The organism is Phaeobacter sp. S60 (assembly GCF_000826845.1).
GTDB classification, from domain to species: domain Bacteria; phylum Pseudomonadota; class Alphaproteobacteria; order Rhodobacterales; family Rhodobacteraceae; genus Phaeobacter; species Phaeobacter piscinae.
In genome coordinates this window covers 101,502-121,918 of record NZ_JSWJ01000015.1, presented here as the reverse complement: position 1 = coordinate 121,918, position 20,417 = coordinate 101,502, and the positions used below count along the sequence as shown (strand labels likewise).

Annotated in this window: 17 protein-coding genes; 11 read left to right on the top strand and 6 right to left on the bottom strand. The window is 61.9% G+C overall.

Annotated features, from left to right (window positions below; all coding sequences use genetic code 11):
* Positions 1–104: 104 nt before the first annotated feature.
* From OO25_RS15230 to argE, 3 genes are read left to right on the top strand one after another with little or no spacing between them, the layout of a single operon-like run.
* Entirely contained in the window at positions 105–1,478 is a 1,374-nt protein-coding gene (locus OO25_RS15230; protein WP_040180970.1) for an aspartate aminotransferase family protein, read from the top strand.
* 14 nt (positions 1,479–1,492) lie between these two features.
* Positions 1,493–2,677, top strand: coding sequence for a M24 family metallopeptidase (locus OO25_RS15225; RefSeq protein WP_040180969.1), 1,185 nt, complete (start codon positions 1,493–1,495; stop codon positions 2,675–2,677).
* Between the two features lie 4 nt (positions 2,678–2,681).
* Positions 2,682–3,836, top strand: a complete 1,155-nt coding sequence (gene argE, locus OO25_RS15220) for an acetylornithine deacetylase (protein WP_040180967.1) — start codon at positions 2,682–2,684, stop codon at positions 3,834–3,836.
* A gap of 10 nt (positions 3,837–3,846) precedes the next feature.
* Here argE and OO25_RS15215 read toward each other — a convergent pair whose 3' ends face one another.
* Both OO25_RS15215 and OO25_RS15210 read right to left on the bottom strand, forming a co-directional pair.
* Positions 3,847–5,178 carry a GH1 family beta-glucosidase gene (locus OO25_RS15215; RefSeq protein WP_040180966.1) on the bottom strand — a complete coding sequence of 444 codons (1,332 nt, stop codon included), beginning with the start codon at positions 5,176–5,178 and terminating at the stop codon, positions 3,847–3,849.
* Between the two features lie 29 nt (positions 5,179–5,207).
* A complete protein-coding gene (locus tag OO25_RS15210; protein WP_040180965.1) occupies positions 5,208–6,239 on the bottom strand; it encodes a LacI family DNA-binding transcriptional regulator in 1,032 nt (343 codons plus the stop codon).
* Positions 6,240–6,487: 248 nt separating this feature from the next.
* Here OO25_RS15210 and OO25_RS15205 point away from each other — a divergent pair, with 248 nt between their 5' ends.
* The 5 genes from OO25_RS15205 (at position 6,488) to OO25_RS15185 (ending at position 13,013) form a co-directional block, all read left to right on the top strand.
* Positions 6,488–7,840, top strand: coding sequence for an ABC transporter substrate-binding protein (locus tag OO25_RS15205; protein WP_040180964.1), 1,353 nt, complete (start codon positions 6,488–6,490; stop codon positions 7,838–7,840).
* A 159-nt stretch (positions 7,841–7,999) separates the two neighbouring features.
* Positions 8,000–9,007 (top strand): carbohydrate ABC transporter permease, encoded by a 1,008-nt coding sequence (locus OO25_RS15200; protein ID WP_040173820.1) that lies wholly within the window; start codon positions 8,000–8,002, stop codon positions 9,005–9,007.
* 10 nt (positions 9,008–9,017) lie between these two features.
* Entirely contained in the window at positions 9,018–10,166 is a 1,149-nt protein-coding gene (locus OO25_RS15195) for a carbohydrate ABC transporter permease (RefSeq protein ID WP_040180962.1), read from the top strand.
* Positions 10,167–10,231: 65 nt separating this feature from the next.
* A complete protein-coding gene (locus tag OO25_RS15190) occupies positions 10,232–11,890 on the top strand; it encodes an alpha-amylase family glycosyl hydrolase (protein WP_040180961.1) in 1,659 nt (552 codons plus the stop codon).
* Between the two features lie 31 nt (positions 11,891–11,921).
* Complete coding sequence (locus OO25_RS15185) at positions 11,922–13,013, top strand: ABC transporter ATP-binding protein (protein WP_040180959.1); 1,092 nt, start codon at positions 11,922–11,924, stop codon at positions 13,011–13,013.
* Positions 13,014–13,022: 9 nt separating this feature from the next.
* On the opposite strand, the gene OO25_RS15180 is transcribed toward OO25_RS15185, so the two are convergent.
* The 3 genes from OO25_RS15180 to OO25_RS15170 are packed head-to-tail and all read right to left on the bottom strand — an operon-like array spanning position 13,023 to position 16,146.
* On the bottom strand, positions 13,023–14,099 hold the full coding sequence (locus OO25_RS15180; RefSeq protein WP_040180958.1) for an ABC transporter substrate-binding protein: 1,077 nt from the start codon (positions 14,097–14,099) through the stop codon (positions 13,023–13,025).
* Positions 14,069–15,484 carry a sensor histidine kinase gene (locus tag OO25_RS15175; RefSeq protein WP_040180956.1) on the bottom strand — a complete coding sequence of 472 codons (1,416 nt, stop codon included), beginning with the start codon at positions 15,482–15,484 and terminating at the stop codon, positions 14,069–14,071. The genes OO25_RS15180 and OO25_RS15175 overlap by 31 nt, the downstream gene beginning before the upstream one ends.
* Positions 15,481–16,146 (bottom strand): response regulator transcription factor, encoded by a 666-nt coding sequence (locus OO25_RS15170; protein WP_040173806.1) that lies wholly within the window; start codon positions 16,144–16,146, stop codon positions 15,481–15,483. The genes OO25_RS15175 and OO25_RS15170 overlap by 4 nt, the downstream gene beginning before the upstream one ends.
* 131 nt (positions 16,147–16,277) lie before the next feature.
* On the opposite strand from OO25_RS15170, the gene OO25_RS15165 reads away from it, so the two are divergent.
* From OO25_RS15165 to OO25_RS15155, 3 genes are all read left to right on the top strand, one after another.
* The gene (locus OO25_RS15165) at positions 16,278–17,255 is read left to right on the top strand and encodes a tripartite tricarboxylate transporter substrate binding protein (protein WP_040173804.1); all 978 of its coding nucleotides are present in this window, start codon (positions 16,278–16,280) and stop codon (positions 17,253–17,255) included.
* Positions 17,256–17,404: 149 nt separating this feature from the next.
* Positions 17,405–17,899, top strand: coding sequence for a tripartite tricarboxylate transporter TctB family protein (locus OO25_RS15160; protein ID WP_040173803.1), 495 nt, complete (start codon positions 17,405–17,407; stop codon positions 17,897–17,899).
* Position 17,900: 1 nt separating this feature from the next.
* Positions 17,901–19,418 carry a tripartite tricarboxylate transporter permease gene (locus tag OO25_RS15155; protein ID WP_040180954.1) on the top strand — a complete coding sequence of 506 codons (1,518 nt, stop codon included), beginning with the start codon at positions 17,901–17,903 and terminating at the stop codon, positions 19,416–19,418.
* 54 nt (positions 19,419–19,472) lie between these two features.
* Here OO25_RS15155 and OO25_RS15150 read toward each other — a convergent pair whose 3' ends face one another.
* Positions 19,473–20,405: an AEC family transporter gene (locus tag OO25_RS15150; protein ID WP_040180952.1), complete on the bottom strand. Its 933-nt coding sequence runs from the start codon at positions 20,403–20,405 to the stop codon at positions 19,473–19,475.
* Positions 20,406–20,417 lie beyond the last annotated feature (12 nt).

Genomic DNA, 20,417 nt, shown 5'->3' with positions numbered 1-20,417 from the left:
GAGCCTTTTCTGCTCAAAAACGGACCGCCTCTTGGTCTGTCGCGTGCAACCGGCTCCCTTCATGTGACCAAAGGCGGCGCGCCGCCAAAGCCAAGGATTGAGCCATGCTTCACAATGACCAACTCGACCAGTGGGATCGCGACTGTTTCTTCCACCCTTCAACGCATCTCGCGGAATTCGCTCGCGGAAATCTGCCACAGCGCGTGGTGACCGGCGGCAGCGGCTGCCATATTGAGGACCGCGACGGCAATCGGCTGCTGGATGCCTTTGCCGGGCTTTACTGCGTGAACGTTGGCTATGGCCGACCTGAGATCGCCGACGCCATTGCCGATCAGGCCCGCGAGCTGGCCTATTATCATTCTTATGTCGGGCATGGCACCGAGGCCTCGATCACCCTGGCAAAGATGATCCTCGACCGCGCCCCTGACCATATGTCGAAGCTCTACTTTGGTCTTTCCGGCTCTGACGCCAATGAAACCAACATCAAACTGATCTGGTATTACAACAACATTCTGGGCCGCCCTCAGAAGAAGAAAATCATCTCCCGCTGGCGGGGGTACCACGGGTCCGGGCTGATGACCGGCTCGCTGACCGGGCTGGAGCTGTTTCATAATAAATTCGACCTGCCGCTGGCACAGGTGGTCCATACCGAGGCCCCATATTATTTCCGCCGCAGTGATCGCAGCCAGAGCGAGGCCGACTTTGTTGCCCATTGCGTGTCAGAGCTGGAGGCGCTGATCGCGCGGGAAGGGGCCGATACCATCGCCGCCTTCATCGGGGAGCCGGTTCTGGGCACCGGGGGCATCGTCCCGCCGCCCGCAGGATACTGGCCCGCCATTCAGGCGGTGCTTGAACGGCACGATATCCTGCTGATCGCGGATGAGGTGGTCACCGGCTTTGGTCGCTTGGGCACGATGTTCGGCTCCGATCACTACGGCATGCGCCCCGATCTTATCACCATCGCCAAGGGGCTGACCTCAGCCTATGCGCCGCTGTCGGGGTCCATCGTGTCGGACAAGATGTGGCAGGTGCTGGAGCGCGGCACGGATGAGAACGGCCCGATTGGCCATGGCTGGACCTATTCGGCGCATCCCATCGGCGCCGCTGCCGGGGTGGCCAATCTCACCCTGATTGATCAGCTGGGCCTCGTCGAAAACGCGGCGACCGTTGGCAGTTATCTCAAGGATGAGATGCGCAAGGCCCTCGGCGATCACCCGAATGTCGGGGATGTGCGGGGCGAGGGGATGCTCTGCGCGGTGGAATTCGTGGCGGATCGGGACGACCACCGCCTGTTTGACGCCAGTGACAAGATCGGCCCGCAGATCGCAGCCAATTTGCTGGAGCAGGACAGCGTGATCGCGCGGGCCATGCCTCAGGGGGATATCCTGGGCTTTGCGCCTCCCTTCTGCCTGACACAGGATGAGGCCGACCGGGTGGTCAGCGCCACCCATCGGGCGGTCTCCGCGGTTCTTGGTTGACGAAGGATGCAACGATGACAAATCCCAACATCCCGTTTGAACCATCCGAGTACCAGCAGCGCTTGGCCAAGACGCGCGCGGCCATGGCCGATGCCGGGCTAGACGCGCTCTTTGTCACCGATCCGTCCAATCAGGCCTGGCTTACCGGCTACGATGGCTGGTCGTTCTACGTGCATCAGGGGGTGATCGTCCTGCCGGATGGCGATCCGATCTGGTGGGGGCGGCATATGGACATGATGGGCGCGCGCCGCACCTGCTGGATGCCGCAGGATCACCTGCTGGGCTACGGCGACCACTATGTCCAATCCACCGACTGCCACCCGATGCAGCATCTGGCCGAGCAGCTGCGCACCTGCGGGTTGGGCCATGCCCGGATCGGGGTCGAGATGGAGAATTACTACTACTCGGCAAAGGCCCATGCCGTAATGGCGGCAGAGCTTCCGCAGGCGGTTCTTGTGGATGCCACCGCGCTGGTCAATTGGCAGCGGCTTGTGAAATCCGATGCAGAGCTGGGCTTTATGCGCAAGGCCGCGCGGATCACCGATAAGGTGATCCAAACCGCCATCGAACGGGCCGCGCCCGGTGTGCGCAAAAACGATCTGGTGGCCGATATCTTGCATTCCGGTGTGACCGGTGTGGAGGACGATTGGGGCGATTACCCGGCCATCGTCCCGCTGACCCCGTCCGGGCTGGATGCGACAGCGGCGCATCTGACCTGGGACGGCACCCCGATGCGGCAGGGCGAGGCAACCTTTTTCGAACTCTCCGGTTGTTATCGCCGCTACCACGCGCCGCTGTCACGTACGGTATTTCTGGGCACCCCCTCACAGGAGATGCTGCGGATCGAGGCGGCGCAGATCGAAGGCATCGCCGCCGGGATCGAGGCGGCCCGCGCGGGCAATCGTACCTGCGAGATCGCGGATGCTTTCATGGCCGTAATGGCCAAACACGGGATCGAGCGTTCGGGCCGCATGGGCTACCCTGTTGGCCTGTCCTATCCGCCGGATTGGGGGGAGCGCACGGCGTCAATCCGCAGCGAGGACACCACTGTGCTGCAACCCGGCATGGTCTTCCACTTCATGCCGGCCCTCTGGATGGACACATGGGGGCTGGAGACCACGGAGACTCTGCTGATCCGCGACACCGGCGCTGCCGAGCCGCTCTGCTCGATTGAGCGCAAACTCTTTGTGAAAGGGTGAGGGCATGATGGAGCAGACCACTGGCATTCTCTCAGACCTCATCGCCTTTCCGACGGTCTCCGCCGATAGCAATCTGGAGATGATTGCCTATCTGGCCAACCGGCTTGAGGACTGCGGCGCGCGGGTCGATGTGATGTTTGATGCCAGCGGGCAGAAGGCCAATCTTTTTGCCACGCTTGGCCCCGAAACCGATGGCGGGATCGTGCTGTCGGGCCACAGCGATGTGGTGCCGGTGACCGATCAGGACTGGACCAGCGACCCGTTTGCAATGGTGGAACGGGACGGGCGGCTCTACGGGCGGGGCACCTGCGACATGAAGGGGTTTATCGCCGCGACACTTGCCATGGCGCCAGAGTTCGCCGCGCAGATCAGCCGCCGCCCCCTCCATTTCGCTTTCACTTATGATGAGGAGGTGGGCTGCATTGGGGCCGGTCATCTGGTGCAGGCCCTGCGCGAGCGTGAATTGAAACCACGACTGGCACTTATCGGCGAACCAACCAGTATGCGCGTCGTCGAAGGGCACAAAGGCTGCCACGAATACAGCACAAGGTTTCAAGGGCTTGAGGGGCACGGCTCCGATCCGGGCCGGGGCGTTAATGCGGTGGAATACGCCGCGCGCTATGTCAATCGCCTGCTGGATCTGCGCGGTGATCTGCAACAGCGCACCCCGCCGGACAGCCGCTTTGATCCGCCCTGGACAACGCTGAACATCGGCGCGCTCAACGGCGGCAGCGCCCATAACGTCATCGCGTCAAAGGCGCAGTTGGATTGGGAAATGCGGCCGGTGCAGCCCTCGGATGCGGATCATGTCAAGGACACGATGGCGCGCTATTGCCGCGACACGCTCTTGCCCGCGATGCAGGCGATCTACCCGGAGGCCAGCATCGAGACGGAGGTGGTGGGCGAGGTGGCCGGTCTCACCCCTACCAGCCAAAATGAGGCGCGTGAACTCATGGCGGAGCTGCTCGGCAGTAATGCTGCTGAGCTGGTGCCTTTCGGCACCGAGGCGGGGCTGTTTCAAGCGCTTGGCCTGGATGTGGTCGTCTGCGGCCCCGGCGCCATCGCGCAGGCGCATAAGGCGGATGAATACCTGTCGCTTGATCAGCTCTCACAATGCCTCACGGTGCTGAACCGATTAGCAGGGCGGCTGGCGAACTGAAGCCAGCCCTTTAGCGCGCGCCCGTGAGTGCAGATTGCAGCGCATGGTAAGATGCCTTGGGCGTGCGTTTCAGCGTGTCAAAATCCACATGCACCAGCCCGAAGCGTTTCTCATAGCCAAGCGCCCATTCGTAGTTGTCCAAGAGCGACCACAGAAAATAGCCCTGCACCGGCACCCCCTCGGCGATCGCGCGACGCAAGGCGTCAAGGTGGTCGTCCACAAAGGCGACGCGCGCCGCATCCTGCACTGTGCCATCCCTCACCACATCCGCATTTGCCATGCCGTTTTCCGTCACCAGCAGCGGCAGATCCCCCGTATACTCGTGCGCGGTCCGCGTCAGGAAATCATAAAGCCCCTGCGGATAGATCTCCCAGCCCATCTGCGTTTTCGGCAGCGGGCCGTCCACTTCGGCATAATGCGGCCAAGGGCCAGTGTCGGGGGCAATCCGCTTGCGGGTGTAATAGTTGATCCCGCACCAGTCGACGGGCGCGGTGATGGTGGCAAAATCATCCTGCCATCCCTGCGGCAGATGCGGCTCCAGCCCCTCCAACGCCAGATCCGGGTAACGTCCGTGAAAGGCCCCGCCAAGGAAAAAGCCATTGTAGATCGCATCATAGCGCGCGGCGGCCTGCTGCGCGGCCGCGCTGTCATCAACGGGCGTGGCCCATTCCAGATTGAACACACCGCCCAGATTGCCCATGCCGCGGGCGCGCATCACCTGAATGGCAGTGCCATGGGCCAGCATCACATGGTGCATGGCCCGTGCGGTGGCGCGAATGTCGCGCAGGCCCGGCGCGTGATGGCCAAGAAAATGCGACAGCCAGCCCACACACCACGGCTCATTGATCGGGGCAGCGGAATACATCCGGTCGCCAATCCGGCTCATGATGACCTCAGTATAATCGCCAAACCACTTGGCAATCTCGCCGTTGCGCCAGCCGCCCAGATCCGCCAGGGCCTGCGGCAGTTCCCAGTGATACAGCGTCACACAGGGCTTCAACCCGCGTTCCAGCATCGCGTCTGTTAGCCGGTCATAGAAATCCAGCCCCTCAGGGTTTGGCGCGCCGCGCCCCTCTGGCATGACCCGCGCCCAGCTGGTCGAAAATCGGTAGCAGTCCACCCCGGCTGCCGCCGCCAGATCAAGATCCTCAGCATAGCGATGATAGTGGTCGCAGGCCCGCTGGCCATGTTCGGCGCGCACCACATTGCCCGGTGTGGCGGCGAAACTGTCCCAATGGGTGGGCCCCGCGCCACCAAATCCATGGCCTTCGATCTGATAGGCAGAGGTGGCAGTGCCAAACAGGAACTCCTTGGGAAAATCAGCGCGGCTGTTGCGAAACATCGGGCAGGGGCTCCTGTCGGGGGGGGCAGTCAGCGAGGAGAGGGCACAGGCCCGGTGGAACGGCCAACGGTCAGCTGCGCTTCTAGCAGACGTGTCGGAAGCGGCAGGCCGGGATTGCGGATCTGGTCCAGCAGCAGATTGGCCAGTTGGCGGCCTGCCTCCTGTACGGAGGAGACGGTGGCGGTGAATTGCGGCACCTCATCGCCGTTGCGCAGATAGGACAGGTCATCGTCATGAGTGATCACCGAAATATCGCGGCCCATCTGACGCCCCGAATCCTCGATCGCGCGGCGCACGCCCATTGCGGGGATGATCGACGACACCAGATAGGCGGTGGGCGGATCCGCCATCGCCTGAGTCGTCGCAACCGTGCGATACCCATAGCTCTCGGTCATCTCTTCCGCATACATCAGCGCGGGATCCAGCGGCAGGCCTGCCGCCTTTAGCGCGTATTCATAGCCCGCCCGCCGACGCCAGGCGAAATCCATGCTCTCCAACCCGTTCACCAGACAGATCCGCCGGTGCCCAAGGTCGATGAGAAACCGCGTCGCCCGGTCAAAGGCGCTTTTGTTGTTCACATCCAGCCAGCAATAATCCCCCGCCAGATCGGAGGCGCGGCCGTGCACGGCAAAGGGCAGGCCGATTTCACGCAATAGCCCGATCCGGGGATCCGACATGCGCGGCGCATGCAGGACGATGCCATCAACATTCCGCTTGGAGGCCATCTCGCGATAGGCTTTTTCCTGCTTCTTATCCTCAACCAGCGACAACACCATGTCATAGCCGGCTGCGGCATAGCTCTCGCCAGCGCCCGCAATGAAGTCGCCGAAAATCGGGTTCACCATCTCATGCTGCGACGACAGCGGGATCACGTGACCAATCGCCATTGCCCGCCCTGTGGCCAGCGCTTTGGCGCGGGTGTTGGGGCGGTAGTTGTGTTGCTCTGCGGCGGCCGCCACGCGTTTGCGGGTTGCTTCGCTCACCTCGGGAAAGCCGTTGAGCGCGCGGCTCACTGTCGTTTGCGACAGGTTCAGATATGCGGCCAGGTCCTTCAGGTTCATTCGCAGAATACTCCAAAGCGCTTTGATTCTAACATATGCGCCCAGAGCAACCACGGGCCATCTGCGCAGTTATGGCAGGGCAGGGGATAGGCTGGCAAGTCCCGTGTTTTTTATAGTTGTTTGGTGTTTGAGCGGGAAATTGTTGACAGTTCCATCCGAATCCGGGATTTTGCTGAAATCCAAAGCGCTTTGAAAACTTCAAAGCCGTGAAAAACGGCGGGCGCATTGAACACTCGGGAGGAAACATCATGAAACGCAGTCTTTTGGCAGCAGTCGGCGTCTTTGCCCTGTCTGCTGGTCTTGCGCAGGCCGAAGGCGCGCTGACCTTTCCGGTCGGCGAGGGGGAGTTTAACTGGGAGAGCTTCGAGGCGCTGAAGGCAACCGATCTGTCGGGGGAGCAGGTCACGGTTTTTGGCCCGTGGCTTGGCCCGGATCAGGAGGTCGTCGAAAAGGTGCTGGCCTATTTCGCTGAAGCCACCGGTGCGGACGTGCGTTACACCGGCTCTGACAGTTTTGAGCAGCAGATCGTGGTCGATGCGGAGGCAGGCTCCGCGCCCAACGTCGCCGTTTTCCCACAGCCGGGTCTGGTGTCCGACATGGCCGCGCGCGGCTTCATTGCACCCTTGGGCAGCGAGACCGCCGATTGGGTGCGTGAAAACTACGCAGCTGGCGACTCCTGGGTTGATCTCAGCACCTTCACGGGGCCGGACGGCAACGACGATGTCTTTGGCCTGTTCTACAAGGTGGATGTGAAATCCCTTGTCTGGTACGTGCCTGAAACATTTGAAGATTTCGGCTATGACATCCCCCAGTCGATGGAAGAGCTGAAGGCGCTGACCGATCAGATGGTCGCCGATGGCAACACGCCTTGGTGCATCGGTCTGGGATCTGGTGGTGCCACTGGCTGGCCTGCAACCGACTGGGTTGAGGATATGATGCTGCGCACGCAGGAGCCGGGCGTTTATGATCAATGGGTCAGCAATGAAATCCCCTTCACCGATCCGCGCGTTGTGAATGCCATCGAGGAATTCGGTTACTTCGCCCGCAACGATGATTACGTCTCGGGTGGTGCGGGCGCCGTGGCCTCCACCGATTTCCGTGACAGCCCCAAAGGTCTGTTCGCCAGCCCGCCGCAGTGTCTGATGCATCGTCAGGCGTCGTTCATCCCGGCGTTCTTCCCAGAAGGGACCGAAGTGGGTCTGGATGCTGATTTCTTCTACTTCCCGGCCTATGCGGAGAAGGATCTGGGCAGCCCGGTTCTGGGCGCTGGTACCCTGTGGTCGATTACCAACGACAGCAAAGGTGCGCGCGCGCTGATGGAGTTCCTGAAATCTCCCATCGGACATGAGATCTGGATGGCGCAGCAGGGCTTCCTGACTCCGCATAAGGGCGTGAACACCGATGTCTATGCCACCGACACGCTGAAGAAGATGGGGGAGATCCTCCTGTCCGCTGACACCTTCCGCTTTGACGCATCTGACCTGATGCCGGGTGGTGTAGGCGCGGGATCCTTCTGGACCGGAATGGTCGGCTATGCAGGCGGCACCCCGGCGGAAGAGGTCGCGGCCGAGATCCAGTCCTCCTGGGATGCTCTGAAGTAAGGCTCCGATAGGGGTGGGTCGGCCCCGATGGGCCGGCCCGCATCATCCCTCCCGTGCCATCGCTGTTTTTCGCCCCCCCGAGACACGCTCATCTGCGCGTCTCCGTGACCTGCCGGACGCCTGTCCGGTGCCACGCTCCACCACCAAGGGAGATATCCCATGCATCCAGCCATTCAGGGCCTGCTCACAATCGCCTTTGGCGTCGGAGGGTGTGTCGGCTATTTCTACTTTTCCAATCTCGTGCTGGACCGGGTGATCTTTCCGGCGCGCGGCGCGCATATTGCCCGCAACATCCGTCGCGCCAATATGATCCGGCCATGGCTGTTCCTCTTGCCCGCATTACTCGCGCTGGGGCTTTATCTGGCCTATCCGGTGGTTGAAACCCTGCGCCTGTCGGTCACCGAACGGGTTCCTGGCGGCGGATCGGAATTTGTCGGTCTTGCCAACTACCAGCAGATGCTGGCAGAGGCGAAATTCTGGGAGGCGCTTCAGAACAACTTTCTGTGGCTCCTCGTTGTGCCTGCGGCCTCAACGGCTTTTGGCCTGCTGGCCGCACAGCTGACCGACCGGCTGGCCTGGGGCAATATCGCAAAATCGCTGATCTTCATGCCGATGGCGATTTCATTTGTCGGCGCTGCGGTGATCTGGAAACTGGTCTATGACGCGCGCCCCGAAGGCACCGATCAGATCGGCGTCTTGAATGCGGTCTACATCTACTTTGGTGGCGACGGGCCGATGCAGTGGCTGACAATTCCGTTTTGGAACAGCTTCTTTCTTATGATGGTGCTGATCTGGATCCAGACCGGTTTTGCCATGGTGATCCTGTCGGCAGCCCTGCGTGGCATCCCCGAAGAAACCGTGGAGGCGGCCATCGTGGATGGGGCCGGACCGTTTCAGATCTTCTTCAAGATCAAGGTGCCGCAGATCATGGACACCATCGTTGTGGTCTGGACCACCATCACCATCGTCGTGCTCAAGGTTTTTGACATCGTCTTTGCCATGACCAACGGCCAGTGGGAGACGCAGGTTCTGGCCAACTACATGTACGACAAACTGTTCCGCGCCAATGACTGGGGCGTCGGCTCTGCCAGCGCCATGGTCATCATGCTGCTGGTGCTGCCGATCCTGGTCTGGAACGTCTATAACGCCCGCCGCGAAATGCGCTGAGGAGACCGCGATGACTGTTATTGCCGGAGAAAAACCTGCGCTGATCTGGGCCTTGCGCCTGTCTGTGGTGCTGTTGGTGGGGCTGTGGCTGTTCCCGACGCTGGGCCTCTTGGTGTCCTCCTTCCGGACCTCGGACCAGATCGCGACCAGCGGCTGGTGGCGCGCGATGTTCCCGAGCGAGCAGAACCTGACCCTGCGCACCGATCCCCCCGGCGCACAGGTGCAGGAAGGCGACCTCTATGTGATTGAGGGGCGTCTCTTTGCCGACGGCACCGAGAGCGAGATCTCCGCCTGGGGCACCTCGGCACGCGAACCCGCCGCTTACCAGCCCGGTGAAACGGCCGAGCTGCGCCGTGGTGGCACTCTGACAGTCACCGAGGATGGCGCCTACCGGCTTGAAAGCACCGAGGAAATCAGTGGCAAACGCGGCCCCCGCGTGTTCGTCACCGCAACCGTGCCGCCAGAGTTCACGCTGGAAAATTATGAGACCGTACTGGTGTCCGGCAATGCGACAGACAATATGGCAAAGGCGTTTTTCAACACGCTGACCGTCACCATTCCGGCCACCATCATCCCGATCCTCGTCGCGGCCTTTGCCGCCTATGCGCTGGCATGGATGGAATTTCCGGGCCGCGCCCTTCTGGTGGCCGCGATTGTCGGCCTGTTGGTCGTGCCCCTGCAGCTGGCGCTGATCCCGCTGCTGAAATTCCACAATGAGATCGGCATCGGCAAGGGCTACATCGGCGTCTGGATGGCGCACACCGGTTTTGGCCTGCCGCTCGCGATTTACCTCCTGCGCAACTACATGGTCGGCATTCCCCGTGACATTATTGAAAACGCCCGCGTCGATGGCGCCACTGATTTCATGATCTTTGTGCGCATCATCCTGCCGCTGTCCTTCCCCGCGCTGGCCTCTTTTGCGATCTTCCAGTTCCTGTGGACCTGGAACGACCTTCTGGTGGCGATGGTGTTCCTGATCGACGCAACCGGAGAAACCACAGTGATGACCAAGCAGATTGTTGAACTGCTCGGCACCCGTGGCGGCAATTGGGAGATCCTCGCAACCTCCGCCTTTGTCTCGATCGCGGTGCCGCTCGCCGTCTTCTTCGCGATGCAAAAATACCTCGTCCGCGGCCTCCTTGCAGGCTCGGTCAAGTGACCTGATCCGCAGGCCGGATCAGACCGGCGCTGCCCCTTACTCTAAGACTATGGAAAATAGCTGACATGAACGCTCAAGCTCAACTCGACCCGGCCCAGGTTCTCGCCGCTGACCCCGATTGGTGGCGCGGTGCGGTGATCTACCAGATTTACCCGCGCAGCTATCAGGACAGCAACGGCGACGGCATCGGTGACCTTCGGGGCATCACCCAGCGCCTGCCGCATATTGCCTCGCTTGGGGTGGACGCGATCTGGATTTCGCCGTTCTTCACCTCCCCGATGAAGGATTTTGGCTATGACGTGTCGGATTATTGCGACGTCGATCCGATGTTTGGCAGCCTGTCCGACTTTGATCAACTGGTCGCTGCCGCCCATCGTCTGGGCCTGCGGGTGATGATTGATCTGGTGCTGTCGCATACCTCTGACCAGCACGCCTGGTTTGGCGAAAGCCGTCAAAGCCGCGACAATGCCCGCGCCGATTGGTACGTCTGGGCCGACCCGCAACCAGATGGCACGCCGCCCAACAACTGGCTGTCGATCTTTGGTGGCTCTGCCTGGCAGTGGGATCCCCGGCGTGAGCAGTATTACCTGCACAACTTCCTGGTCTCGCAACCCGATCTGAATTTCCACTGCCCTGCGGTGCAGGACGCGCTGCTGGATGTGACCCGCTTCTGGCTGGAGCGCGGTGTTGATGGCTTCCGCCTTGATACGATCAACTTCTACTACCACGATGCAGAGCTGCGTTCGAACCCGGCCCTGCCGCCAGAGCAACGCAACGCCACCATCGCCCCCTCGGTGAACCCCTATAATCATCAGGAACATCTCTACTCCAAGAACCAGCCGGAAAACCTGGCCTTCCTCGGCCGGTTCCGCGCGCTTCTGGATGAATACCCGGCAAAGGCGGCCGTGGGCGAGGTGGGCGATGCGCAGCGCGGGCTTGAGATCATGGGCAGCTACACGGCGGCCAACACCGGTGTTCACATGTGCTATGCCTTTGAGCTTCTGGCCAAGGACGTGCTGACCGCCTCCCGTCTGGCCGAGGTTTTTGCCGAGGTGGATCGCGTTGCCGCCAATGGCTGGGCCTGCTGGGCGTTTTCCAATCACGATGTGATCCGCCACAGCAGCCGCTGGGGTCTCAACCCTGCGGCACAGCGCCTGTTCACCACCATGATAATGTGCCTGCGCGGCACCGCCTGCATCTATCAGGGTGAGGAGCTGGGCCTGCCGGAGGCAGAGATCGCCTTTGAAGACCTTCAAGATCCTTATGGCATTGAGTTTTGGCCCGAATTCAAAGGGCGCGATGGCTGCCGTACACCCATGGTCTGGGAGCCGTCGAACAGCGCCGGCGGCTTCAGTGAGGGCAAGCCATGGCTGCCCGTCTCGCCCGAACACCTGACCCTGAGCGTCGCCAGCCAAGAGGCTGACCCAGAGGCGATGCTGCACCACTACCGCCGCGCCATTGCCCTGCGCAAGGCGCATCCCGCGCTGGCGGTGGGCACCCATGATCAGCTGCGGGCAGAGGGCAACGTCGCCTTCTTCACCCGTCAGGACCGCGACGAGGTGATCTTCTGCGCCTTCAATCTGGGCGACGCCCCGGCAGAGATCACCCTGCCGCAGGGCACATGGCAGACGCCCGACACTGACATCGCCTTGGCCGATCTACCGCCGAACGGCGGGCGCGTTGCGTTGGCACCGTGGCAGGCCTGCCTTGCGGTGCGGGTCTGACAGAAACGACGAGCAGGGGAGGGACCAGTAGATGGCAAACCTGAAATTGACCAATGTGGCCAAAACCTACGGGGGCGGCGTTGAGGTCCTGAGAGACATCAACCTTGATATCAAACAGGGGGAGCTGATCGTCTTTGTCGGCCCTTCTGGCTGCGGCAAGTCCACCTTGCTGCGGATGATCGCGGGGCTGGAACGGATCAACGGTGGCACGCTGGAAATCGACGATGCGGTGATGAATGACATCCCGCCCGCACAGCGGGGCATTGCGATGGTGTTCCAGTCCTATGCGCTTTATCCGCATATGACGGTGCGCGATAACATGGCCTTTGCGCTAAAAATCGCGAAGAAAAGCAAGGACGAGATCGACGCCGCCATCGACCGTGCCGCCAAGATCCTGCAGCTGGAACCCTATCTGGATCGCCTGCCCAAGGCGCTGTCGGGCGGGCAGCGGCAGCGGGTTGCCATCGGTCGCTCCATCGTGCGCGATCCGAAGGTCTATCTTTTTGATGAGCCGCTCTCCAATCTGGACGCGGCGCTGCGGGTCGCCACCCGGATCGAAATTGCCCAGCTGAAAGAGGCGATGCCCGACAGCACCATGATCTATGTGACCCATGATCAGGTGGAGGCGATGACGCTGGCCAGCCGCATTGTGGTGCTCGCCAACAAAGGCATCGCGCAGGTCGGCACGCCGCTGGACCTGTATCAGCGACCGGAGAATGAATTTGTCGCCCAGTTCATCGGCTCACCCGCCATGAACCTCATTCCCGGCACCGTGGTCGCCACGGGGCCGCGCACCACGGTGCGGCTCACCAGTGGGGAGGAGGTCGTGGCAGAGATCCCGACAACTGACGCCGATCAGGGGCTTGCCGTGAATGTCGGCGTTCGGCCCGAAGATCTGGTTGAGGAGGGCACAGGCGGCGCGTTGATCGACAGCCGCGTTGATATCGTCGAGGCCCTGGGCGAGGTTACCGTGCTCTACATCGCGGCGGGCGAGGGGAAGGATCCGCTGATTGCCAAACTCCCCGGCATTCACAAGGGGCTGCGCGGCTCCTCTGTGCGGCTCTATGCCGACCCGGCCAAGCTGCATCTCTTTCACAACGGCCAGTCGCTGCTCTATCGCTAAGCGCTCGCGCTACTTCTGCAACACGGTGCTGCGCCATTCCTCAAGGAACCGCGCCCGTTTCAGCCGGTCCAGAAACACCAACAGCCCCGGTCCCATCTGGATCGGGCGCAAGGCGGCGGTGGGGTTGGTCTTGGCGGTGGCGTAGCGCGGGAAAGGATAGTCCGGATCGCGCCCGTTGCCCCAAGCGGCCCGCAAAAGGTGGTCGATGAACGCCCCCGCCAGATCCGGGCGCTCCGCCCCCTGTAGCACGACAGCGGTGCGCAGCATCATATTGGTATAGTCCTGCGGATCGACGATCTCGATCCGCTCCGCCAGATCGTCGCGCGCACGGGCATAGCTGCCCAGCACATTATAGGCGATGGCCAGCTCCCCGCGCGCCACCGCCTCGATCATCTCGCCGGAGCAGCAATAGAGCCGCAAATCAAGGCTGCCGAAAATCTCCATCATTCGCCAGAAACTCTCCGAGGTGCGCAGATCCTGCGTGGCAAACAAATAGCCAAGGCCGCTTTTCTCAACATCATATGTGCCAATGCGGCCCCGGAACCGGTTGGGGTAGCGGCGCAGGAGCGACATCAGCGCCTGACGGCTGCGGGGCATCTCCAGCCCCTCAAAGGCGGCGGGTGACAACACAATTGATGCAGGCTCCTGCGAGAAGGCAAAGACATGATCGCGCCAGACCGCCCAATCCGGGATCCGCAGCCGCCCAGCGGGGGAATGCGCGCGGGTGTACCCATCGTTGGCAAGCTTGGTCTGTAGATCCAGCGCCGAGGAGACGGCAAGGTCAAAACCCGCGCCATCCTCCACCACCGCGCGCATCAGCTCTGAACTGCTGACCGTGACGTAATCCACCACCACTGTCGGACGGGTGCGCAGAAAACTCTCAACCAGAGGCGCGAGAAGATCCGTGTCGGTTGTGGACAGAACCCGCAGGACATCAGCGCCAGCCGCACCGGCAGCGGGCCCAAAGCGGCGCTGGTCCTCGATCTCGAATGCCTGCGTCGGCCCACCGAGAATGACCGCAAGGCAGATCAGGCAGAGCACACGTAGCGCAGCTGTCACGGCACTGGAAAATATAAGGAAACGCATGATCCCTCCCGTCTTGGAGATGCAGCCGGTGGTCCGCTGGTGGCCTGGCTCGGCGCGATGGTCAGGCGCCCGCCATGGGCCTCCACCACCTCTCGCGCAATCGTAAGCCCAAGGCCCGAGCCAATCGTCCCCTCGGCATTGACGCCCCGCGCAAACCGTGCGGTCAGCGCGTCGGTGTCACCGCTGGGAAATCCGCCCGCCTCATCAATGATGCTCAGGCGCAGCTCTGCCCCCTCCTTGCGCAGGATCACCTGAATGTCGCTCTCGGAGGGCGCGTATTTGATCGCATTGTCCAACAGGTTGCGCACCGCGTTCTGGATCAGGATCGGATCGCCGGACAGGGGCGGCGTTTGCGGCAGGTCGGAATGCAGCGCGATATCTTTCAGCTCCGCAATAGGGCGCAGCCGGTTCAGCAGATCGCGAGCTAGCGCCCCCAGATCCACCTCCTCACGCAGCAGGCTGTCGGTGCGAAAGGTCACCATGGCGTGATCCAGCAGCTGCCCCGCCGCGCGGGAGCTCTCATCAATGGCGCGGATCATCTCACGTAGCGAGGCGCGGTTTTCGTCCCGCTCAACCCGCCTCAGCGTGATCTCGGCCTGCGTGCGCACCGTGGCCAGCGGCGTGCGCACCCGGTGCGCTGCCTCTGCGATGAAATCTTCGGACCGCGAGAGGGAAATCCGCAGCCGCTCAATAAAGCGGTTCAAGGATGTGACCAGCGGGATCATCTCCGACGGCACCGGGCGGCGCACCGGGCGCAGATCCTTCGGTCCACGCCGCGACACCGCTTCGGCCAGTTCGGCAAGCGGTCGAATACTGGACTGTGCTGCCCAGATTGCCAAAAACGCCGCAATCATGAAAAACCCCAGACCAAGCTGCAGCGCGGTGCGCGTCAGCTCCGCCAATTGCGCCGACTGCCCTTCGCGGGTCTGCGCCACGGAAATCACCACATCGGAGACCTGACCGTTCAGCGACACCCGCCGTGCCAGCGTCACCATGCGGATGCTATCGCCCTTGTAGGGCGCAGTATCAAATCGCGGCTGCCCTCGCTGGGGCAGCAGATCAGGCAGCGGCAGGTCACCGTAACCCGTGAGCAGACGGTCATTTTGCGCGACCCGGTAGAACACCCGATCATCGCTGACATTGCCCAGCATCGACAGCGCCGAATAGGGGATATCGACCGTCACATCGCCCGACCGTACAGACACCGAGTCCATGATCGACGTGGCCGAGGCCTGCAGAATACTGTCATGGGTGCGCTGCGACACATCCCGGGTGAAGACCAGCACGATGAAGAACAACAGCGAGGCGAGAAAGGCGGCACTGCCCACCAGCTGCAACGTCAGCCGCCGCCGGATGGATCCGCTGGTCGGCAGCGCGCGGCTCATGCAAGCGACATCCGATAGCCCAGCCCGCGTACCGTCGTGATTTCCACATCTGCCCCGGCCAGATGTTTGCGCAGCCGTGCCACATAAACCTCGATCGCATTTTCCGAAACGTCTTCCTCATAGGAAAACAGCCGGTCCACCAGTTTCGATTTGGAAAAAATCCTGTCCGGCGCATTGATGAAAATTTCCAGCAGCCGCAGCTCCTTGTTGCGCAGGGAGACGGTTTTGTCGCCCACCACCAGCGTGCCCGCCAAGGGATCAAACACCAGCGCGCCGAATCGTTTCTGGTTGGAACTGCCGCCACCATGGCGCCGCAACACGGCCCGGCAGCGCGCTTCCAGTTCGGAAAAATCAAAGGGTTTGGTGATGTAATCATCCGCGCCCAGATCCAGCACGCCCACCCGGTCCGACACCTCTGACCGCGCGGTCAGCACGATCACCGGCGTTGTGCCCTCGCGGCTGCGATGGGATTTAAGAAAGCTGCGGCCGTCCCCATCCGGCAGCATAATATCCAGTAAAATCAAATCGTAATCCGCCGTTGCCGCATAGTCATCCGCGACCGCCAGATCCGGGGCATGATCCACCACATGGCCATCCATCCGCAGCCGGTCCTCGACGGCGGCAGCCAGGCTCAGGTTGTCTTCGACCAGCAGAAAACGCATGGGGATCTATCCGTGGGAAGGGCATCGCCCGTGGTGGCAAAATGCGATGTGACAGGTTTGTGTCAGCTTGACGTGTTCCCTTTCAGTCATGAGCGGCCAAGCCGCCATTTGTCAAATGGGAGGACAAACAGATGAAAACGACTTTGACCCGGCGCGCCCTGATGGCGGTGACCGCTGCGACACTGGCCTTTGCTGCGCCGGTTTCTGCGGATGAGATGGTGGACAGCATCCACTTTCTGATCCCCGGCGGCGCGGGCGGCGGCTGGGACGGCACCGCGCGCGGCACCGGTGAGGCGCTGACCAAGGCGGGCCTTGTGGGCAACGCCTCCTTTGAAAACATGTCCGGCGGTGGCGGTGGCAAGGCGATCGGCTATCTGATCGAAAACGCCGAGAGCAACCACGGCACCCTGATGGTCAACTCGACCCCGATTGTGATCCGCTCGCTCACCGGTGTCTTCCCGCATAACTTCCGGGACCTCACCATGGTGGCAGGCACCATTGGCGATTATGCGGCCATCGTTGTGGGCAAGGACAGCCCGATCAACTCCATGTCCGATCTGATTGCCGCCTATCAGGCCAATCCGCGCAAGACCGCCATCGGTGGCGGCTCGGTCCCCGGCGGCATGGACCATCTGGTTGCCGCAATGGTGATGAAGGCCGCAGGCGAGGAGCCGACAGCGGTGAAATACATCCCCTATGACGCGGGCGGTGTGGCTATGGCCGCACTTCTCTCCGGCGAAATCGCCGCACTCTCCACCGGCTTCTCCGAGGCAATTGATCTCGCCAACGCAGGCGAGGTGAAAATCATCGGCGTCACCGCCGAGGACCGCGTGCCGGCCTATGCAGACGCCCCCACAATGAAAGAGCAGGGGATTGACGCCACTTTCGTCAACTGGCGCGGCTTCTTCGGCGCGCCGGGACTGCCAGAGGAAAAGGTCGAGGCCTACCGGGCCGCTCTGGCCAAGATGTACGACACCCCCGAATGGGAAGAGGTCCGCGCCCGCAACGGGTGGGTGAACATCCACAACAGCGGCGATGACTTCGTCAGCTTCCTGGAAGGTCAGGAAGAGGTGATCAAAAACCTGATGCAGGAACTCGGCTTCCTCTAAGTCTGGCAGAGCAGACAGGCGTCCGGTCCGAGTTGTGCCGGGCGCCTGACCTCCGACACCAGAAACCGGCGGCGCGCATCTTCAGGAGGGGGCCGCGCTGCCCGCCCGGTTTCACGCTCGATATATCTCATCAAAGGGGGGAGAGCCTCATGGCGCTCGACCGATGGATCGCGCTGGTCATTCTTATGATCAGCCTCGCCTATGGCTACACGGCCTTTTTCACAATGGACGAAGGCCTGCCGCCGTTCATGAAATTCAATGCCATCTGGCCCAGCACCTTCCCTAAGGGGTTGTCCGTTATGGCGGTGATCTGCGCGCTGATCATCCTGCTGTCACCGCAGAAAGCCGATGCAGGCCCCAAGGCTGGCGACATCGATTACCGCCGCTTGCTGGACTACAAACTGGGTCAGGCGACGGCACTTCTCGCGATGATGGTGATCTACGCGCTGGCACTGCGTCCGGTTGGCTTCCTGATCTCCACCGTCGCATTTCTGGTGATCAGCGCTTTGATCCTTGGCGAACGCAAGCTGCATATCCTGATCCCCATCGCGGTTATCGCGGCGGGTGTGGTCTGGTATCTGGTGCAGCAGGTGCTGGGTATCTACCTGCGCCCGCTGCCCTTCTTCATGGGGACTGGGGGCTGATATGCTGGACGGTATTCTGATTGGCCTCAGCACGGCCTTTTCCTTGAGCAACATCCTGATGGTGATCGGCGGCTGCCTCATCGGTACCTTCATCGGCATGTTGCCGGGCCTCGGCCCGATGAGCATCATTTCCATCATGATCCCGGTGGCGATCTCCATCGGTGATCCCTCTGCCGCGCTGATCCTGCTGGCGGGTGTCTACTATGGCGCCATCTTTGGCGGCTCCACCTCCTCCATCCTGATCAATGCGCCGGGCGTGGCCTCAACCGTGGCGACGTCTTTCGATGGCTATCCGCTGGCGCGACAGGGCAAGGCGGGCAAGGCGCTGACCGTGGCGGCGATTTCGTCCTTCTGCGGCGGCAGCATCGGGGCGATCCTGCTGATGATCTTCGCCCCCGCGCTGGCCAGCGTCGCGCTGCTGTTCCACTCCGCCGAGTACTTTGCGCTGATGGTGGTGGGGCTTTCTGCCATCGCCGCCTTTGCGGGCACCGGTCAGGTGGTGAAGGCGCTGCTGATGACAGTCCTTGGCCTGATCATGGCCACGGTGGGTGAGGGCGCGCTGTTCAATATGCCCCGCTTCACCATGGGCATTATGGACCTTCAGTCAGGCTTTGGTTTCATCACCCTGGCGATGGCGATGTTTGCCCTGCCAGAGGCGCTGTATCTGGTGCTCGATCCCAGCCGCTCCAAGACCGAAGGGGGCAGCAATGAGATCAAGGATCTGCGCATCACCAAGGCGGAGGCCAAATCCATCGCGCCGGTGATTGGCCGCCAGTCGATCCAGGGCTTCCTGATCGGTGTGCTGCCGGGGGCCGGGGCCACCATCGCCTCCTTCCTTGGCTACGCGGTGGAGCGCAATATCGCCCCGAAGGAGGAGCAGAAGGAGTTTGGCAAGGGCGCCATCAAGGGCCTCGCCGCGCCGGAAAGCGCCAATAACGCCGCCTGCACAGGCTCCTTTGTGCCATTGCTGACGCTGGGCATTCCCGGCTCGGGTACAACGGCAATCCTTCTGGGGGCGCTGATCGCGCTCAATGTCTCACCGGGGCCGCGCCTGATGGTGGATGAGCCGGAGATCTTCTGGGCGGTGATCATCTCGATGTATGTCGGCAACCTGATCCTGTTGATCCTGAATCTGCCGCTGATCCCCTATATCGCCAAGGTTCTGGCAGTGCCGCGCAACTACCTGATCCCCTTCATCTTCTTCTTCACCTTGATGGGGGCCTATATCGGGCAGAACAATGCAACCGAGCTACTGATCCTCGTGGGTCTGGGGATCTGCGCCACGGTGCTGCGCTTTGCCGATTATCCGCTGGCGCCCCTGCTGATCGGCTTCATTCTGGGGTCGATGCTGGAGGATAATTTCTCCCGCTCGATGCAGCTCTATGACGGGCTGGGTTTCCTGATGGAACGCCCGATGACCATCGGCCTCTTGGGGCTGGCGGCGGTGTTGGTGATCCTGCCGAGCTACCGGGCCCGCCGCGCCCGGCTGCGTCAGCGCGGGGTGGCAGACGGCGATTGATCGTCGCCATGGAAACAGACCACGGGGGGCGCTGCGGCGCCCCTTTTTCGTGGCTCAGCCCAGGATCAAGAGCCAGAGCCAGACCGTCAGGATACAGGATCCCGTGGCAATCAGCACCGAGGACGCCGCCACCCGCTTTGCGCGGCCATACATATTGGCAAAGATATAGGCGTTGAACCCCGTCGCCATGGCGGCATTCAACACCGCAGAGCGGAACAGATCCGGTTGCACCTTCAAGGCGCTGCCCATGCTCCAGACCAGCGCCGGATGCACCATCAATGAGATCGCACAGACAAAACCGATGGTGCGCAGATCGCCTTCAGGGCGGTATTGCACCAGCACGCCCCCGAGCGCAAACAGCGCCGTTGGCAGCGCCGCCCGAATGACCAACGACAGCGCCTCATCCACCGCCTGCGGGATCCACAGGCCCGAAAGGTTCACCAGAAATCCCAGGGCGATGCCAAGGATCAGCACATTCTTAAACATCGCGCTGAATACCGATTTCACCGTAGCGATGCCGCCCGCGCCTTTGTTGCGCACGATCTCCATCACCGTGATCCCCAGCCCGTAGCAAAACGGCGAGTGAAAGGCGATGATCGCATAGTTGCCGGTCAGATTGTCGGCCCCATAGGCGCGTTCCGTGATCGGCAGACCCAGCAGCACCGAATTGGAGAACAGGCAGCAAAAGCCGATCGCCACGCAATCCTCCCAGTCGCGTTTGAAAATCAGCCGTGCACCGGCCATCCCCAGACAGAAACAGGCCGCCGCGCCCGTGTAGAAACTGATCAGTAGACGCGGGTCAAAACTCGCCGACAGATCCAGCGTCGCAATAGCGCGAAACAACAGGCAGGGAATGGCAAAGCTCTGGGTGAATTTCATCAGCCCATCCACATGGCTGGCCTGAAAATACCCGCGCCGCGTGGCGACATAGCCCGCGCCAATGACCAGAAACACCGGCAGGATGACATCAATCAGGCTCTGAAACATGATGTGCCTTCC

Bases quoted from the DNA above. Each gene is read 5' to 3' on its own strand.
- OO25_RS15230 (WP_040180970.1), top strand. From the start codon at position 105: ATGCTTCACAATGACCAACTCGACCAGTGGGATCGCGACTGTTTCTTC.
- OO25_RS15225 (WP_040180969.1), top strand. From the start codon at position 1,493: ATGACAAATCCCAACATCCCGTTTGAACCATCCGAGTACCAGCAGCGC.
- argE (WP_040180967.1), top strand. From the start codon at position 2,682: ATGATGGAGCAGACCACTGGCATTCTCTCAGACCTCATCGCCTTTCCG.
- OO25_RS15215 (WP_040180966.1), bottom strand. From the start codon at position 5,178: ATGTTTCGCAACAGCCGCGCTGATTTTCCCAAGGAGTTCCTGTTTGGC.
- OO25_RS15210 (WP_040180965.1), bottom strand. From the start codon at position 6,239: ATGAACCTGAAGGACCTGGCCGCATATCTGAACCTGTCGCAAACGACA.
- OO25_RS15205 (WP_040180964.1), top strand. From the start codon at position 6,488: ATGAAACGCAGTCTTTTGGCAGCAGTCGGCGTCTTTGCCCTGTCTGCT.
- OO25_RS15200 (WP_040173820.1), top strand. From the start codon at position 8,000: ATGCATCCAGCCATTCAGGGCCTGCTCACAATCGCCTTTGGCGTCGGA.
- OO25_RS15195 (WP_040180962.1), top strand. From the start codon at position 9,018: ATGACTGTTATTGCCGGAGAAAAACCTGCGCTGATCTGGGCCTTGCGC.
- OO25_RS15190 (WP_040180961.1), top strand. From the start codon at position 10,232: ATGAACGCTCAAGCTCAACTCGACCCGGCCCAGGTTCTCGCCGCTGAC.
- OO25_RS15185 (WP_040180959.1), top strand. From the start codon at position 11,922: ATGGCAAACCTGAAATTGACCAATGTGGCCAAAACCTACGGGGGCGGC.
- OO25_RS15180 (WP_040180958.1), bottom strand. From the start codon at position 14,099: ATGCGTTTCCTTATATTTTCCAGTGCCGTGACAGCTGCGCTACGTGTG.
- OO25_RS15175 (WP_040180956.1), bottom strand. From the start codon at position 15,484: ATGAGCCGCGCGCTGCCGACCAGCGGATCCATCCGGCGGCGGCTGACG.
- OO25_RS15170 (WP_040173806.1), bottom strand. From the start codon at position 16,146: ATGCGTTTTCTGCTGGTCGAAGACAACCTGAGCCTGGCTGCCGCCGTC.
- OO25_RS15165 (WP_040173804.1), top strand. From the start codon at position 16,278: ATGAAAACGACTTTGACCCGGCGCGCCCTGATGGCGGTGACCGCTGCG.
- OO25_RS15160 (WP_040173803.1), top strand. From the start codon at position 17,405: ATGGCGCTCGACCGATGGATCGCGCTGGTCATTCTTATGATCAGCCTC.
- OO25_RS15155 (WP_040180954.1), top strand. From the start codon at position 17,901: ATGCTGGACGGTATTCTGATTGGCCTCAGCACGGCCTTTTCCTTGAGC.
- OO25_RS15150 (WP_040180952.1), bottom strand. From the start codon at position 20,405: ATGTTTCAGAGCCTGATTGATGTCATCCTGCCGGTGTTTCTGGTCATT.